The sequence below is a fragment of the Palleronia sp. genome (assembly GCF_042089775.1).
Lineage (GTDB): Bacteria > Pseudomonadota > Alphaproteobacteria > Rhodobacterales > Rhodobacteraceae > Palleronia.
This window is the reverse complement of the sequence record NZ_JBELKF010000002.1, coordinates 94,051-107,858: the sequence shown is the minus strand read 5'-3', so window position 1 is coordinate 107,858 and position 13,808 is coordinate 94,051. Positions and strand designations below refer to the sequence as shown.

At 67.7% G+C, this 13,808-nt stretch carries 16 protein-coding genes; 12 read left to right on the top strand and 4 right to left on the bottom strand.

The features are described 5' to 3' along the window. Positions 1–189: 189 nt before the first annotated feature. Positions 190–1,125: an aspartate carbamoyltransferase catalytic subunit gene (locus ACFDS3_RS01370; protein WP_375260536.1), complete on the bottom strand. Its 936-nt coding sequence runs from the start codon at positions 1,123–1,125 to the stop codon at positions 190–192. 145 nt (positions 1,126–1,270) lie between these two features. Here ACFDS3_RS01370 and ACFDS3_RS01365 point away from each other — a divergent pair, with 145 nt between their 5' ends. From ACFDS3_RS01365 to ureG, 11 genes are all read left to right on the top strand, one after another. After that, complete coding sequence (locus ACFDS3_RS01365; protein WP_375260535.1) at positions 1,271–2,497, top strand: lytic transglycosylase domain-containing protein; 1,227 nt, start codon at positions 1,271–1,273, stop codon at positions 2,495–2,497. An 83-nt stretch (positions 2,498–2,580) separates the two neighbouring features. After that, complete coding sequence (locus tag ACFDS3_RS01360; protein WP_375260534.1) at positions 2,581–3,543, top strand: L-malyl-CoA/beta-methylmalyl-CoA lyase; 963 nt, start codon at positions 2,581–2,583, stop codon at positions 3,541–3,543. A 69-nt stretch (positions 3,544–3,612) separates the two neighbouring features. Next, on the top strand, positions 3,613–4,569 hold the full coding sequence (locus ACFDS3_RS01355) for an acetyl-CoA carboxylase carboxyltransferase subunit alpha (RefSeq protein ID WP_375260533.1): 957 nt from the start codon (positions 3,613–3,615) through the stop codon (positions 4,567–4,569). Next, positions 4,566–5,345: an urease accessory protein UreD gene (locus tag ACFDS3_RS01350; protein WP_375260532.1), complete on the top strand. Its 780-nt coding sequence runs from the start codon at positions 4,566–4,568 to the stop codon at positions 5,343–5,345. The genes ACFDS3_RS01355 and ACFDS3_RS01350 overlap by 4 nt, the downstream gene beginning before the upstream one ends. A gap of 9 nt (positions 5,346–5,354) precedes the next feature. Next, complete coding sequence (locus ACFDS3_RS01345; protein WP_375260531.1) at positions 5,355–5,657, top strand: urease subunit gamma; 303 nt, start codon at positions 5,355–5,357, stop codon at positions 5,655–5,657. Positions 5,658–5,667: 10 nt separating this feature from the next. After that, positions 5,668–5,847 (top strand): hypothetical protein, encoded by a 180-nt coding sequence (locus ACFDS3_RS01340; RefSeq protein ID WP_375260530.1) that lies wholly within the window; start codon positions 5,668–5,670, stop codon positions 5,845–5,847. Then, complete coding sequence (locus ACFDS3_RS01335; RefSeq protein WP_375260529.1) at positions 5,844–6,149, top strand: urease subunit beta; 306 nt, start codon at positions 5,844–5,846, stop codon at positions 6,147–6,149. The genes ACFDS3_RS01340 and ACFDS3_RS01335 overlap by 4 nt, the downstream gene beginning before the upstream one ends. Position 6,150: 1 nt before the next feature. Then, positions 6,151–7,857, top strand: a complete 1,707-nt coding sequence (ureC, locus tag ACFDS3_RS01330) for an urease subunit alpha (protein ID WP_375260528.1) — start codon at positions 6,151–6,153, stop codon at positions 7,855–7,857. Further along, positions 7,854–8,300: an urease accessory protein UreE gene (locus ACFDS3_RS01325; protein ID WP_375260527.1), complete on the top strand. Its 447-nt coding sequence runs from the start codon at positions 7,854–7,856 to the stop codon at positions 8,298–8,300. The genes ureC and ACFDS3_RS01325 overlap by 4 nt, the downstream gene beginning before the upstream one ends. After that, positions 8,266–8,916 (top strand): urease accessory protein UreF, encoded by a 651-nt coding sequence (locus tag ACFDS3_RS01320; protein WP_375260526.1) that lies wholly within the window; start codon positions 8,266–8,268, stop codon positions 8,914–8,916. Before ACFDS3_RS01325 ends, ACFDS3_RS01320 begins: the two co-directional genes overlap by 35 nt. After that, positions 8,913–9,551 (top strand): urease accessory protein UreG, encoded by a 639-nt coding sequence (gene ureG, locus ACFDS3_RS01315; RefSeq protein ID WP_375260525.1) that lies wholly within the window; start codon positions 8,913–8,915, stop codon positions 9,549–9,551. Before ACFDS3_RS01320 ends, ureG begins: the two co-directional genes overlap by 4 nt. Before the next feature lie 19 nt (positions 9,552–9,570). Here the strand turns inward: ureG and msrA are convergent, their stop codons facing one another. Then, the gene (msrA, locus tag ACFDS3_RS01310; protein WP_375260524.1) at positions 9,571–10,227 is read right to left on the bottom strand and encodes a peptide-methionine (S)-S-oxide reductase MsrA; all 657 of its coding nucleotides are present in this window, start codon (positions 10,225–10,227) and stop codon (positions 9,571–9,573) included. A gap of 54 nt (positions 10,228–10,281) precedes the next feature. Further along, a complete protein-coding gene (locus tag ACFDS3_RS01305; protein ID WP_375260523.1) occupies positions 10,282–11,517 on the bottom strand; it encodes an MFS transporter in 1,236 nt (411 codons plus the stop codon). Positions 11,518–11,634: 117 nt separating this feature from the next. Here ACFDS3_RS01305 and ACFDS3_RS01300 point away from each other — a divergent pair, with 117 nt between their 5' ends. After that, positions 11,635–12,582, top strand: a complete 948-nt coding sequence (locus ACFDS3_RS01300; RefSeq protein ID WP_375260522.1) for a hypothetical protein — start codon at positions 11,635–11,637, stop codon at positions 12,580–12,582. Between the two features lie 36 nt (positions 12,583–12,618). On the opposite strand, the gene ACFDS3_RS01295 is transcribed toward ACFDS3_RS01300, so the two are convergent. Then, positions 12,619–13,776, bottom strand: a complete 1,158-nt coding sequence (locus ACFDS3_RS01295; RefSeq protein ID WP_375260521.1) for a flavin-containing monooxygenase — start codon at positions 13,774–13,776, stop codon at positions 12,619–12,621. Positions 13,777–13,808 lie beyond the last annotated feature (32 nt).

Sequence of the window (13,808 nt, the reverse complement as noted above, 5' to 3'; positions counted from 1 at the left end):
TCAAGCCGATGGCCGGCACACGGAGCAGGGCAGCCACCTTCTGCGTGAGCAGTGCGCGTGGCTGCGCCACCGCGACGCCACCTGCGATCTCGAACTGTCGGGCGGCGGATAGGCCGCCTGGGTGTTGTACTGGTTCTGCATGGAAGATCTGACGACCGCCCGAAACCACGAGCTGCGGGCGCGCTTGCGCTAGACGCGGGTGCGCCGGTTCCGCGCCAGCAGGTCCATCGCGGCCATGCGCACGGCCACGCCCATTTCGACCTGTTCCTGGATGACCGAGCGGTTGATGTCGTCGGCGATGGTCCCGTCGATTTCGACCCCGCGGTTCATCGGGCCGGGATGCATGACGATGGCGTCCGGCTTCGCGTGGCCGAGCTTCTCGGCATCGAGTCCGTAGCGGTGGTAGTATTCTCGTTCGGACGGGATGAAGCCGCCATCCATCCGCTCGCGCTGGAGACGCAGCATCATCACCACGTCGGCATCGGCAAGACCCGCTTTCATGTCGTGATGCACCTCGACGCCCCAATCCGCCGCGCCCGCGGGGATCAGCGTGGGCGGCCCGACGAGGCGGATGCGGCTTTCCATCTTGCCCAGCAGCCAGATGTTCGACCTTGCGACGCGGGAATGGGCGATGTCGCCGCAAATCGCCACCGTCAGGCGGTGAAGCCGTCCCTTGGCGCGCCGGATCGTCAGGGCGTCAAGAAGCGCCTGTGTCGGATGCTCGTGCCGCCCGTCGCCCGCGTTCAGAACCGCAGCGTTCACCTTCTGCGCCAAGAGGTCCACCGCGCCGGAATGGGGGTGTCGCACGACCAGAAGGTCCGGGTGCATGGCGTTCAGAGTCAGCGCCGTGTCGATCAGAGTCTCGCCCTTTTTGATCGAGGACGCCTGCATCGCCATGTTCATCACGTCCGCACCCAGCCGCTGGCCCGCGATTTCGAAGCTGGCCAGCGTGCGGGTGGAGTTCTCGAAGAACATGTTGATCTGGGTGAGGCCCTTCAGCGCCTGCGCGTGCTTTTCGGCGCCGCGGTTGAGATCCACGTAGGTCTCGGCCAGGTCGAGGATCGTCGTGATCTCGTCGGGGGCGAGGGGCTCGATCCCCAGAAGGTGGTCCTGCCGGAAGGCCATGCGCGCTCCTGTCGTTCGGGCGCGGTATGGAAAGGTGCGGGCGATCCGTCAAGCGTGGTTCGCGCTCACGAGATCTTCAGGGTGGGGGCGTGGGTTCCGCGCGGGTTTCTGCTAGGACGCGGGGAAGCTCAACCGGAGGTTTGCAATGTTGCGCGTCGTTCTCTTGTCGATCCTGATGGCTCTGCCCGCCGCTGCGCAGGACCGCGTGGGGGTGGAGCAGCAATTCCGCGCATGGCTGGACCAGACTGTCTGGCCCCGTGCGTCGCGCGAGGGGGTCTCTCGCGGCACGTTCGATGCGGCCTTCGATGGCGTCACCTTGCAATGGGAGCTTCCCGACCTGCGCCCGCCTGGCTTCCCGCCGCCCGCCGAGACGCGCCAGACCCAGGCCGAGTTCGGCCAACCCGGCAAGTACTTCAACCGCGGCTCGATCGACGGGGCGACCAGCATCGGGCGGCAGATGGCGCGCACCCACGCGAGCGCGCTTGCGGCGGTCGAGCGGGCGACGGGCGTGCCCGGCCACATCATCCTCGCGATCTGGGGCCGCGAAAGCGGCTACGGGCGCGTGGACATCCCGCATAACGCGTTCCGGGTCCTTGGCACCAAGGGCTTCATGAGCACGCGGGCTGACTACTTCACCGACGAGCTGGTGGCGCTTCTGCAGATCGCCGAGGCAGGTCATGCCCCGGAAGCCGCCATGCGCTCAAGCTGGGCCGGTGCGCTGGGTCAGCCGCAATTCATGCCGTCGAGCTTCCTCAACTACGCGGCCGACGGGAGCGGGGACGGGCGCGCGGACATCTGGCGGTCCGAGGCCGACACGATCGCGTCGATCGGAACGTATCTCGCGCGGCATGGCTGGCAGCCCGGCCGCGACTGGGGCTTCGAGGTCGCGGTGCCGGAAAACGTCTCGTGCACCTTGGAAGGGCCCGATCAGGGGCGCCCGATCGCCGACTGGGCCGCGATGGGCATCAAGCGCGTGGGCGGCAAGTCCTTCCCCGCGCACGAACTGCGAGGCGAGGGCTACCTGCTGATGCCGGCCGGGCGCAACGGGCCCGCCTTCATCGTGACGCCGAATTTCTACGTCCTGAAGGACTACAACATGAGCGACCTCTACGCCCTGTTCGTCGGCCATGTGGGAGATCGGATCGCCTATGGAGTCGGCGACTTTCAGGGCGACTGGCAGGCGGTCGGCGGGCTGATGCGCTCGGACGTGGCGGAGATGCAGCGTGCGTTGCAGGCGCAGGGGCACGATGTCGGTGGGGCGGACGGGCTGGCGGGGTTCAAGACGCGCCGCTCCATCGGCCTGTGGCAGGAGGCGAACGGACGCCCCGCGACCTGCTTCCCGGAGCCTGAGATGCGGGCGGCCCTTCGCTAGGCCTCAAACAGGTTGCGGATGCAGGCGCAGCAATCTAACGGTTACGCATAGCGATACGACACAAAGTTGCGAGGCCGCGCCAGATGTCCTTCAGGGTCCAACCCACGCCCCCCGCCCGCCCGAACCGTTGCCAGCTGTTCGGGCCGGGCTCGCGCCCATCGATCTTCGCGAAGATGGCGGCCAGCGAGGCGGACGTCATCAACCTCGACCTCGAGGACTCGGTCGGCCCCGACGACAAAGCCGAGGCGCGCAAGAACATCGTGCAGGCCATCGGGGACGTGGACTGGGGGGACAAGCACCTGAGCGTGCGGATCAACGGGCTCGACACGCCCTACTGGTATCGCGACGTGGTCGACCTGCTGGAAAACGCCAGCGACCGGATCGACCAGATCATGATCCCCAAGGTCGGCAACGCGGCCGATCTCTATGCCGTTGATGCGCTCGTGACCTCCATCGAAAGCGCCAAGGGCCGGACGAAGCCGATCGCCTTCGAGGTCATCATCGAGACGGCAGCCGGCCTGTCGAACGTGAACCAGATCGCTGCCGCCACGCCCCGCCTTCAGGCGATGAGCCTCGGCGCCGCCGACTACGCCGCCTCGATGGGCATGGCGACGACGGGAATCGGCGGCACGCAGGAGAACTATTACATGGTCCACGAGGGGCAGAAGTTCTGGGGCGATCCGTGGCACTGGGTCCAGACCGCCATCGTCGCCGCCTGTCGGACGCATGGCGTGCTGCCCGTGGATGGTCCGTTCGGCGATTTCAGCGATGACGAAGGATTCCGCGCGCAGGCGCTCCGGTCGGCCACGCTTGGAATGGTCGGTAAATGGGCGATCCACCCCAAGCAGGTCTCGCTGGCGAACGAGGTCTTCACCCCCTCGGACGAGGCCGTGACCGAAGCCCGCGAGATCCTTGCCGCGATGGAGGAGGCCAAGCACACCGGGCAGGGAGCTGCGGTCTACAAGGGACGGCTGGTCGATCTGGCCTCGGTCCGGCAGGCCGAGGTCATCGTTACGCAGTCCGACATGATCGCGGCACGCCAGTAGTTCCGCCCATACGTTGAATCCGCCGCGCGACCCGGCTAGATGCCGGGGCGACAGGCATGGAGCGTGCGGATGACCCAGTATCTCGATTTCGAGAAACCCCTGGCCGATCTGGAAGGCAAGGCAGAGGAACTGCGCGCCCTTGCCGAATCCGACAAGGACGTCACAGATCAGGCCAAGGCGCTCGACCAGAAGGCCAAGGCGCGGCTGGAGCAGCTTTATACCGGGCTGACCCCGTGGCAGAAGTGCCAGGTCGCCCGCCACCCCGAGCGTCCCCACTGCCGCGACTACATCCGCGAACTGTTTACCGAATACACGCCACTCGCCGGCGACCGGAACTTCGCCGACGACCACGCGGTGCTGGGCGGTCTTGCGCGGCTGGAGGGGCGGCCGGTCATGGTGATCGGCCACGAGAAGGGCCACGACACGAAGTCCCGGCTCGAGCATAATTTCGGCATGGCCCGCCCCGAAGGCTACCGCAAGGCGATCCGCCTGATGGAGATGGCCGACCGCTTCGGCCTGCCGGTCGTGACGCTGATCGATACGCCGGGCGCCTATCCCGGTAAGGGCGCCGAGGAACGCGGCCAGTCCGAAGCCATCGCGCGGTCGACCCAGACCTGCCTGCGTCTTGGCGTGCCGCTGGTGTCGGTGGTGATCGGCGAGGGCGGCTCGGGAGGTGCTGTGGCCTTTGCAACGGCCAATCGGATCGCGATGCTGGAACACTCGATCTACTCGGTAATCTCGCCCGAGGGCTGCGCGTCGATCCTGTGGAAGGACGCCGAGAAGATGCGCGAAGCCGCCGAGGCGCTGCGCCTGACCGCGCAGGATCTGAAGAAGCTGGGCGTGATCGACCGCATTATCGCCGAACCCGTGGGTGGCGCACAGCGCGCCCGCACCGAGGCGATCCTTGCGGTGGGTCGCGCCATGCAGGAGATGCTGACCGACATGGACGGCCATGACGCCGAACGCGTGCGGGCCGACCGCCGCGCGAAATTCGTCGCCATGGGCGCAAAGGGCCTGACCGGGTGACGCCCGCCCCCGCGCTGCAACGCAGTCGCGGGCATGGCCGCATCGTCGTCGGCCCGCGTGGCCTGAGTGGCCTGCGGCAGGAGGGGGCGGCGCGGATCGGCCTGCCGCGCGGACCCGGCGCCGTTCAGGCCGTGCTTGTGAACACCTCGGGCGGCATGACCTCGGGCGACCGGATGCTGTGGGAGGCCGAGGCCGGCGCCGATCTGACCCTCACCACCCAGGCCTGCGAGCGCATCTACCGCTGCGACGACGACGCGGCCAAGACGACGGTGCGCCTGACCGCCGGCCCCGGCGCCCGTCTGGCCTGGCTTCCGCAAGAGACGCTGCTGTTCGAAGGCGCGCGCTATCGCCGCCGGATCGACGCCGAACTCGCCCCCGATGCAGAACTTCTGGTGGTCGAGCCGCTGCTGTTTGGCCGCCTCGCCATGGGAGAGACCGTGCGTCGTGCCGATCTGCGGGACGACTGGCGCCTGTCGCGCGGCGGTCGCCTGATCCACGCCGAGGCGCTGAGGCTGGCGACCGACGACCTGCCCTACGAACTCGCCGGGGTCGCCGGAGGGGCTTGCGCCCTTGCGACGGTGGTTTTCATTTCCGCCCGTTCCGAAGGCATGTTGCCGAATGTGCGCCGCATTATCGGGCAGTCGGGCGGAGCCTCGGTAATGGGCGAGCGGCTGGTCTGTCGGCTGATGGCGCCTGACGGCTACGAGTTGCGCAAGCGCCTCGTGCCGCTCGTCGCCCTGCTCGCCGGCGACGTGCCGCGCCTCTGGAGGCTTTGAGGAAGACACATGAACCTGACCCCGCGCGAGAAGGACAAGCTGCTGATCTCGATGGCCGCGATGGTGGCGCGGCGGCGGCTGGAGCGGGGGGTCAAGCTGAACCACCCCGAGGCCGTGGCGCTGATCACCGATTTCGTCGTCGAAGGGGCGCGGGACGGCCGGTCCGTCGCCGACCTGATGGAGATCGGCGCGACCGTGCTGACCCGCGATCAGGTCATGGAGGGCATCGCCGAGATGATCCACGACGTCCAGGTCGAGGCCACGTTTCCCGACGGCACCAAGCTCGTCACCGTTCACCAACCGATCCGCTAGAGGAATCCCGATGCGCGCCTTCGCCGTCCTGATGCTGTCCGCCCTTCCCGCCGCCGCCCATGAAGGCGCGCACCTGCACCCCCACGGCTCCGGCTCGTGGCTGATCGTCGTCGTGGCCCTCGGACTCGTCGCCGCCGTGGGCTTGGCGGGCCGCCGCGTCCTGACCCGCCGGTCAAGGGACGAGGAATGATCCCCGGCGAGGTCATTCCCGCCGAGGGCACGCTCGCCCTGAACGAAGGGCGCGAGACCCTGACGCTGAAGGTCGCGAACACCGGCGACCGTCCTGTGCAGGTCGGCAGCCACTACCACTTCGCCGAATCCAATCCGGCACTGGACTTCGACCGCACCGCGGCGCGGGGCATGCGCCTGGACATCGCGGCCGGCACCGCCGTGCGGTTCGAGCCTGGACAGGCCCGCGACGTGACGCTGGTGCCATATGCCGGCGATCGTCGCGTCTTCGGCTTCCGCCAGGACGTGATGGGAGACCTCTGACATGGCCGAGATCAGCCGCGCTGACTATGCCGCGATGTATGGCCCCACCACCGGCGACCGGGTGCGGCTGGCCGACACGGACCTCGTGATCGAGGTCGAGCGTGACCTGACGACCTACGGCGAAGAGGTGAAGTTCGGCGGCGGCAAGGTGATCCGCGACGGAATGGGCCAATCTCAGGCCAGCCGCGCCGAGGGCGCGGTGGACACCGTCATCACCAACGCGCTGATCGTGGACCATACCGGCATCTACAAGGCCGATGTGGGCCTTCGGGACGGCCGCATCGCCGCCGTCGGCAAGGCCGGCAACCCCGACACACAGCCGAATGTCGACATCATCATCGGCCCCGGCACCGAGGCCATCGCCGCCGAGGGTCGCATCCTGACCGCCGGCGGCTTCGACAGCCACATCCACTTCATCTGCCCCCAGCAGATCGAAGAGGCGCTGATGTCGGGCGTCACCACCATGCTCGGCGGTGGCACCGGGCCCGCCCATGGCACTCTGGCCACGACCTGCACGCCCGGGCCGTGGCACTTGGGCCGCATGATCCAGAGCTTCGACGCCTTCCCGATGAACATCGGCCTGTCAGGCAAGGGCAACGCCTCGCGCCCCGCAGCCTTGGTCGAGATGGTCGAAGGCGGCGCCTGCGCCCTGAAACTGCATGAGGATTGGGGCACCACCCCCGCCGCCATCGACTGCTGCCTGAGCGTCGCCGACGACATGGACGTGCAGGTGATGATCCACACCGACACGCTGAACGAGAGCGGCTTCGTCGAATCCACCATTGACGCCGTCGCCGGCCGCACCATCCACGCCTTCCACACCGAGGGCGCGGGCGGCGGCCATGCGCCCGACATCATCAAGGTCGCGGGCTTGCCGAACTTTCTGCCGTCCTCCACCAACCCGACGCGGCCCTACACCGGCAACACCATCGCCGAGCATCTGGACATGCTGATGGTGTGCCACCACCTCGACCCGTCGATCCCCGAGGATATCGCCTTCGCGGAGTCGCGCATCCGCAAGGAGACCATCGCGGCCGAGGATATCCTGCACGACATGGGCGCGTTCTCGATCATCGCGTCGGACAGCCAGGCGATGGGGCGGGTGGGCGAGGTGCTGATCCGCACCTGGCAGACCGCCGACAAGATGAAGCGCCAGCGCGGGCGGCTGGCCGACGAGACGGGAGAGAACGACAACCTGCGCGTCCGCCGTTACATCGCCAAGTACACGATCAATCCGGCGATCGTGCACGGCATGTCGTCGCAGATCGGCTCGATCGAGGTCGGCAAGCGTGCCGATCTTGTCCTGTGGAACCCCGCCTTCTTCGCCGTGAAGCCCAAGATGGTGATGATCGGCGGCATGATCGCCGCGGCCCCCATGGGCGATCCGAGCGCCTCGATCCCGACGCCCCAGCCGGTGCACTTGCGTCCGATGTTCGGGGCCTATGGCGGGGCGGTGGCGGCGTCCTCGGTCACGTTTGTCAGCGCGGCGGCGGCCGGTAACGGTCTGCGCGAGCGGCTTGGCGTGGCGAAGGAGTTGGTCGCCGTCGAGAACACTCGAAAGATCGGCAAGTCCGACATGATCCTGAACGACGCGATGCCCGAGATCACCGTCGATCCCGAAAGCTATGAGGTCCGCGCGAATGGCGAGCTTCTGACCTGCGAACCGGCGGACGTCCTTCCCATGGCCCAGAGGTATTTCCTGTTTTGATCCGCGCGACCGAGGTTCTGTCCCACACGCACGCACCTGTGGACACGATCACTCTGGACGAGGGGGATCGCCACCGGCGGCGCATGGCGATGCGCTCGGACGGGGGAATCGAGTTCCTGCTGGACCTGCCTGCCGCGCGGCTTCTGCGCCACGGCGAGGGACTGCGGCTGGGGGACGGCCGCGTGATCGAGGTGCGCGCCGTGCCTGAACGCCTGCTCGAGGTGCGGGGCCGCGACGCGCGGCACCTGCTGGCGCTGACCTGGCAGATCGGCAACCGCCACCTTGCCGCCCAGATCGAGGACGGGCGCGTCCTGATCCGCCATGACCGCGTGATCGCCGAGATGCTCGAAGGGCTTGGCGCGAGCCTGCGCGATGTAGAAGAGGCGTTCGACCCCGAAGGCGGCGCCTATGGTGGCCACCACCACGACCACCACCATGATTGAGCTGACGCTGCTCAGTTGGCTCTCGCCCGTGTTCCCGACCGGCGGCTACGCCTATTCCGGCGGGCTCGAAGCCGCTGTCGCCGAGGGCCGGGTGCATGATGCCGAGACGCTCGCACGGCGGATTGCGACCGTCGTGGGGCAGGGTGCGCTGTGGAACGACGTGGTCCTGGCGATGGCTGCGTGGCGCGGTCAGGACGTGACGGACTTGGCCATTGCTCTTGCCGGATCGGCCGAGCGGCTGCGCGAGACGGTCGATCAGGGCCGAGCCTTCCGCGCGGCGGCCGTCTACTGGGCGACGGTGCCGGATCTGCAAGGCGACGTCCCGTTTCCCGTGGCATTGGGCGCGTTTTCCGCCGCAGCCGGAATTGCGCCGCTTTCGATGTGCGCCACGTTCCTTCATGCTTGGGCGTCGGCGCAGGCGCAGGCCGCGATTCGCCTGTCGGTCACCGGGCAGGACGGCGCGGCGCGGGTGCTGGCGGGGTTGCAACCCGTGATCGCGGAAACCGCTGCCCGCGCGGCGGACAGCGATCTGGATGCGCTTGGCGGTTTCGCCCCCGGCCCCGAGATCGATAGCCTCAGGCACGAAACGCTGGACGGAAGGTTGTTCTTGTCATGAAAGACACCCCTCTTCCCGAACGCCATGCCCCGACCACCGGCCCCCTGCGGGTCGGCATCGGCGGCCCCGTGGGGTCGGGCAAGACGACGCTCACCGCCCGGCTGTGCGAAGCGCTGCGCGACACGTTGTCGGTCGGCGTGGTGACCAACGACATCTACACGCGCGAGGACGCCGACGCGCTGGTGCGGATGCAGGCCCTGCAGTCGAGCCGTATCGAAGGGGTCGAGACCGGCGGCTGCCCCCATACGGCGATCCGCGAGGACGCCTCGATCAACCTGCGCGCCATCGAACGGCTGCGCGAGCGCCACGACGACCTGGACCTCGTGCTGATCGAGTCGGGCGGAGACAACCTGGCCGCGACCTTCTCGCCCGACCTTGCAGACATCACGATCTATGTCATCAGCGTCTGCCAGGGCGACGACATCCCGCGCAAGGGTGGCCCGGCCATCAACAGATCCGACCTGCTGATCGTGAACAAGACCGACCTTGCGCCGTATGTCGGGGCCGACCTCGACCGAATGCGGCAGGACGCGGCCTCGGCCCGCGCGGGCCGGCCGACGGTATTCGCCGACCTGCGTCATGGTGCAGGCCTGAAGGGGATCGTAGACTGGCTGAAGGCCACCGGCGGCGTATAGCCGCCGGTCGTGGGTGGGATCAGGAGGCGACGCCCGTCCCGATGGGGCAGGTCACGCCTGTGCCGCCAAGGCCGCAGTACCCGCCCGGGTTCTTGGCCAGGTACTGCTGGTGGTAATCCTCGGCATAGAAGAACTCCGGCGCGTCGAGGATCTCGGTCGTGATCGGGCCATAGCCTGCCTCGCGGAACTTCGGTTGCACCGCCTCTTTCGTCCGCTCCGCCGCCTCTTTCTGCGCCTCGGTGAAGGTATAGATGCCCGACCGATATTGCGTGCCGCGGTCATTCCCCTGCCGCATGCCCTGCGTCGGATCGTGGCCCTCCCAGAAGACCTTGAGCAGCTCTTCGTAGGACACGCCCGAAGGGTCGTAGATCACGCGGACGACCTCGTTATGGCCGGTCCGACCCGAGCAGACCTCTTCGTAGGTGGGGTTGGGGGTGTAGCCGCCGGCATAGCCGACCATCGTGTTCCACACGCCCGGCACCTTCCAGAACATCCGCTCGACGCCCCAGAAGCAGCCCATGCCGAAGATGGCTTCCTCCATCCCCTCGGGGATGTCGCCCTTCAGGGGGCGATCGTTGACGAAATGCTGTTCGGCGGTCGGGATCGCGCGATCGCGGCCGGGCAGGGCCTCGTCCTGCGAGGGCATTTCCGTGGATTTGCGCAGGATCTGGAACATGGGGTCGTCTCCTAATCGTGGTCGCCCTGATATAGGGGCGCCCCGTGCCGGGTGCTACTCGGCCGGGGTGGCGGTTTGCACAAGCGGGGCAAGCACAGTCTCGTGACCCGGCGCAGGGTGGCGCGTGATCAGCAGGCCCAGCGCCAGCGAGGTCGCGGCCATGCTCGCCGCCAGCACGAAGACGCCGCCCGGTGCCACCACCCACATGTATCCCAATGCTGCGGGCAGGAAGACCGCCGCGATACGGTTGATGGTGAAGGCGACGGCCGCCGTGGGGGCGATGTCGCGGGGGTCGGCGATCTTCTGGAAATAGGTCCTCAGCGCCAGGGCCAGCCCGAAGAAGATGTGGTCGATGATGTAGAGCGTCGCCGCCAGCACCACGCCCCAGCTGAAATAGTAGACCCCGCCATAGGCCAGGAACACGAGGATCAGGCCCCCGTACTCCACCGTCAGGGTGGCGCGCTCACCGAAATGGCCGACGGCGCGGCCCAGAAGCGGCGCGATGGCGATGTTCGCGAGGTAGTTCACCAGAAGCAGGGCGGTGACCTCGTGCACCTCGAAGCCGAAGCGCTCGACCATCATGAAGCCGGCGAAGACGACGAAGATCTGCCGGCGGCCACCCGACATGAACTGCAGCGCGTAATACAGCCAGTAGCGCCGGCGCAGCACGAAGGTCTTGAGCTGCGGGTGCGGCGCCTCGAACTGCGGGTAGGCGAACAGGCAGAACACGGCGATCAGCGCGCAGAGCCCGCCGCCCACGCCATAGACGAAGGCATAGCTCAGCTCGAAGGACCGCCAGGTCAGCACCAGCAGTCCGTAGGACAGAAGCGACGCGGCCGAGGCGGTCGCCATGATCCAGCCGAGCATCTGCGGCGCGCGGTCCTTCTCGATCCATTGCAGCTGTAGCGACTGGTTCACCGTCTCGAAGTAGTGAAACCCGATCGAGCTGAGCATCGTCAGCGCGAGGATGCCGCCGAAGGTCGGGAAGTAGGCCGTCAGCGCCGTCGCGATCCCCAGGAGCAACAGGGACAAGAGCCCCAGCACCTGTTCACGGATGACCATGATCAGCGCGATGACCCCGATCGCGAGGAAGCCGGGGATCTCGCGGACCGTGTGCAGCCACCCGGTCTCGACCCCCGAGAAGTTTGCGACCTCGATCACGAAATTGTTTAGCAGGGCCATCCATGTCGCAAAGGCCAGCGGCATCGCGAACGCCATTAGGAAGAGAAGCGCCTCAGGCCGCTTCCACAGCGGCAAAAGGCGGGCTTCGGAGAGGGGCAGGGTGCGCATGCCATCGGCGGTACGCCGCCCGTTTCGCCCTGGCGACCAAAAACGGAGTGGAACAGGGCGCCCCTCCGTCCGTTGGATGGACGAAACGTCAACTGGACGCAGAATTTGGAGGTTTCCATGAACCGTAACCGTATACTTTCCCCCGTTCTCGCCGCCGCTCTGATCGCGCCGGTCTCCCTTCCCGCGATGGCGCAGGAAGCCGAGGTCAATGTCGATAGCCCAACCGCGCAAGGCACAACCGAAGCCGACACGATCGGCGTCGACGGCGATCTGACGCCCTCGGGCGACACCAGCTCGGACAGCATGTCCGATGCCGGCGGCTCCGACGCTTCGAGCGACACGAACATGTCGAGCGACGGTTCCTCGGACAGCTCGAACGCCACGGATTCGGGCGAAATGACCGCCGATCCGCTGATCGTCACCGTGGGCGATGCCGAGATCACCGCGTCGGATATTCAGACCGCCATCGAGGCGTTCCCGCCGCAGCTGGCCCAGCAGGTTCCGCCCGAGCAGCTGCTTTCGGTCGCCGTTGACCAACTGGTCCTGCGCGAACTGATCCTGCAGCGCGCCGAGCAGGAGAACCTCGCCGACGATCCCGAAGTGCAGCAGATGGTCGAAGAGAACGGCGAGCGCAGCCAGGAAGACGCGATCGTGCAGGTCTATGTTCAGCGCGTGCTGGACGAGTCGGTCTCGGACGAAGCCGTCCAGAGCGCCTATGACGAAGCCGACTCGCAGACCGAGCAGGAGCTTCCGCCGATCGACCAGGTGCGCCCGCAGATTGAACAGCAACTCCGCCAGGAGCGTCTGGGCCAGCTGCGCCAGGACCTGATCGACCAGGGTACCGTGATCACGTTCTACGACGAGAGCGGCCAGCCGGTGGAAGAAGGCAACGCCGGCACCTCGAACGGCGGCAGCATGTCGACCTCGACCGACGGTGACGCGTCGGCCAGCGGCAGCGCTTCGGGCTCGACGGACGGCGACGACATGTCGAGCGACAGCAGCTCGCCGAACGGCGACGACGCGTCCGACGACAGCAACTCGTCGAACAACGGCAGCTCCCAGTAAGATCGGGTAATGATGCGCCGGGTAACCGGCGCACCGCTACACTTCCGCCCGCCGGTTACCGCCGGCGGGCGGTTTCGTGTCCAGAACCCGCAGTTTCCGAGCCGATGCGGCCACGGCCTTCGCCTCGATGCCGAGGCGCCGTAGCTGCCCTTCCGGCGCTGCGCGAAGGCCGACGAAGTAAAGCCCCCGCGCCGCCGTCGGCTCTCCCACGACAAGCGGCCGCCCTTCCTTGTCCAGCACGTCGTCACGCGCGCCCAGGATCGGGCGCAGGTCGACCTTGTAGCCGGTGGCCCAGATCACCGCGTCGAAGCTCTCGGTGCGGCCATCCGCAAACCGGATGTCGTGCCCACTCGCCGCTTCGATTCCGGCCCGGACGGCAACGCTCCCTGCGCTGATGAGGGGGAGGACGCCCGGGTCGATCAGCGGCACCCGCCCGTCCTCGACCAAGCGCTGCATCGGCCCCTTGGGGTGCTGGCGCAGCCCGTAATCCTCGGGCCGTCCGATCGAGCGGCGAAACAACGGCGCCGCAGCCCGGTCCGCGGCCTTCGCGCCCAGCACCTGCCGCAGGAGGCCCAGCGAGGTGACCGGCACGCCGAACAGGGTCTTCGGGACGAGGTTCACCGGGCTGCGCACGGACAGCGCCACGTCGATCCCTGCTTCGGCCAGTTGCACAGCAATGTCGCCGCCCGAATTGCCCAGACCCACGACAAGCACGCGCTGGCCCCGGAACGCGTCGGGCCGGCGATAGACCGAGGAATGGAGCACCTGTCCGGTGAAGCCCGGAAGCTCGGGCTGCACCGGCTGGTTGTTGAGGCCTGTCGCCACCACGACAATTCCCGCCGTTTCGCTGCCGCCCTCCCACTCCACGCGCCAGCCGCCGCTGGTTTCCGCGATCCGCTCGACCGTCGCGCCCGCCCGGATGTCGAGCGCGAAGTGCCGGGCATAGGAGTCGAGGTAAGCGACGACCTGCTCACGGGTGGGAAAGCGGGGGTAGTCCGTGGGCATCGGCAGCCCTGGCAGACTCGAGCGGGTCCGGGCGGTGTGCAGCTTCAGCCCGTCGTAGTGGCGGTGCCAGGCCGCGCCGAGGCGGTCGGCGCGCTCCAGCACATGAACCGAGAGTCCCGCGCGGGTCTGCAGCATGGCGGCGACCGCCAGACCGCCGGGACCGGCCCCGATCACGATCGCCTGTGCCATTCTTCGCGCCTCCGCCCGTCGCTTCAGCTCAT

Excerpts from the sequence above, each read along its gene's own strand:
- ACFDS3_RS01370 (WP_375260536.1), bottom strand. The coding sequence starts at position 1,125 with ATGGCCTTCCGGCAGGACCACCTTCTGGGGATCGAGCCCCTCGCCCCC.
- ACFDS3_RS01365 (WP_375260535.1), top strand. The coding sequence starts at position 1,271 with ATGTTGCGCGTCGTTCTCTTGTCGATCCTGATGGCTCTGCCCGCCGCT.
- ACFDS3_RS01360 (WP_375260534.1), top strand. The coding sequence starts at position 2,581 with ATGTCCTTCAGGGTCCAACCCACGCCCCCCGCCCGCCCGAACCGTTGC.
- ACFDS3_RS01355 (WP_375260533.1), top strand. The coding sequence starts at position 3,613 with ATGACCCAGTATCTCGATTTCGAGAAACCCCTGGCCGATCTGGAAGGC.
- ACFDS3_RS01345 (WP_375260531.1), top strand. The coding sequence starts at position 5,355 with ATGAACCTGACCCCGCGCGAGAAGGACAAGCTGCTGATCTCGATGGCC.
- ACFDS3_RS01340 (WP_375260530.1), top strand. The coding sequence starts at position 5,668 with ATGCGCGCCTTCGCCGTCCTGATGCTGTCCGCCCTTCCCGCCGCCGCC.
- ACFDS3_RS01335 (WP_375260529.1), top strand. The coding sequence starts at position 5,844 with ATGATCCCCGGCGAGGTCATTCCCGCCGAGGGCACGCTCGCCCTGAAC.
- ureC (WP_375260528.1), top strand. The coding sequence starts at position 6,151 with ATGGCCGAGATCAGCCGCGCTGACTATGCCGCGATGTATGGCCCCACC.
- ACFDS3_RS01320 (WP_375260526.1), top strand. The coding sequence starts at position 8,266 with ATGGTGGCCACCACCACGACCACCACCATGATTGAGCTGACGCTGCTC.
- ureG (WP_375260525.1), top strand. The coding sequence starts at position 8,913 with ATGAAAGACACCCCTCTTCCCGAACGCCATGCCCCGACCACCGGCCCC.
- msrA (WP_375260524.1), bottom strand. The coding sequence starts at position 10,227 with ATGTTCCAGATCCTGCGCAAATCCACGGAAATGCCCTCGCAGGACGAG.
- ACFDS3_RS01305 (WP_375260523.1), bottom strand. The coding sequence starts at position 11,517 with ATGCGCACCCTGCCCCTCTCCGAAGCCCGCCTTTTGCCGCTGTGGAAG.
- ACFDS3_RS01300 (WP_375260522.1), top strand. The coding sequence starts at position 11,635 with ATGAACCGTAACCGTATACTTTCCCCCGTTCTCGCCGCCGCTCTGATC.
- ACFDS3_RS01295 (WP_375260521.1), bottom strand. The coding sequence starts at position 13,776 with ATGGCACAGGCGATCGTGATCGGGGCCGGTCCCGGCGGTCTGGCGGTC.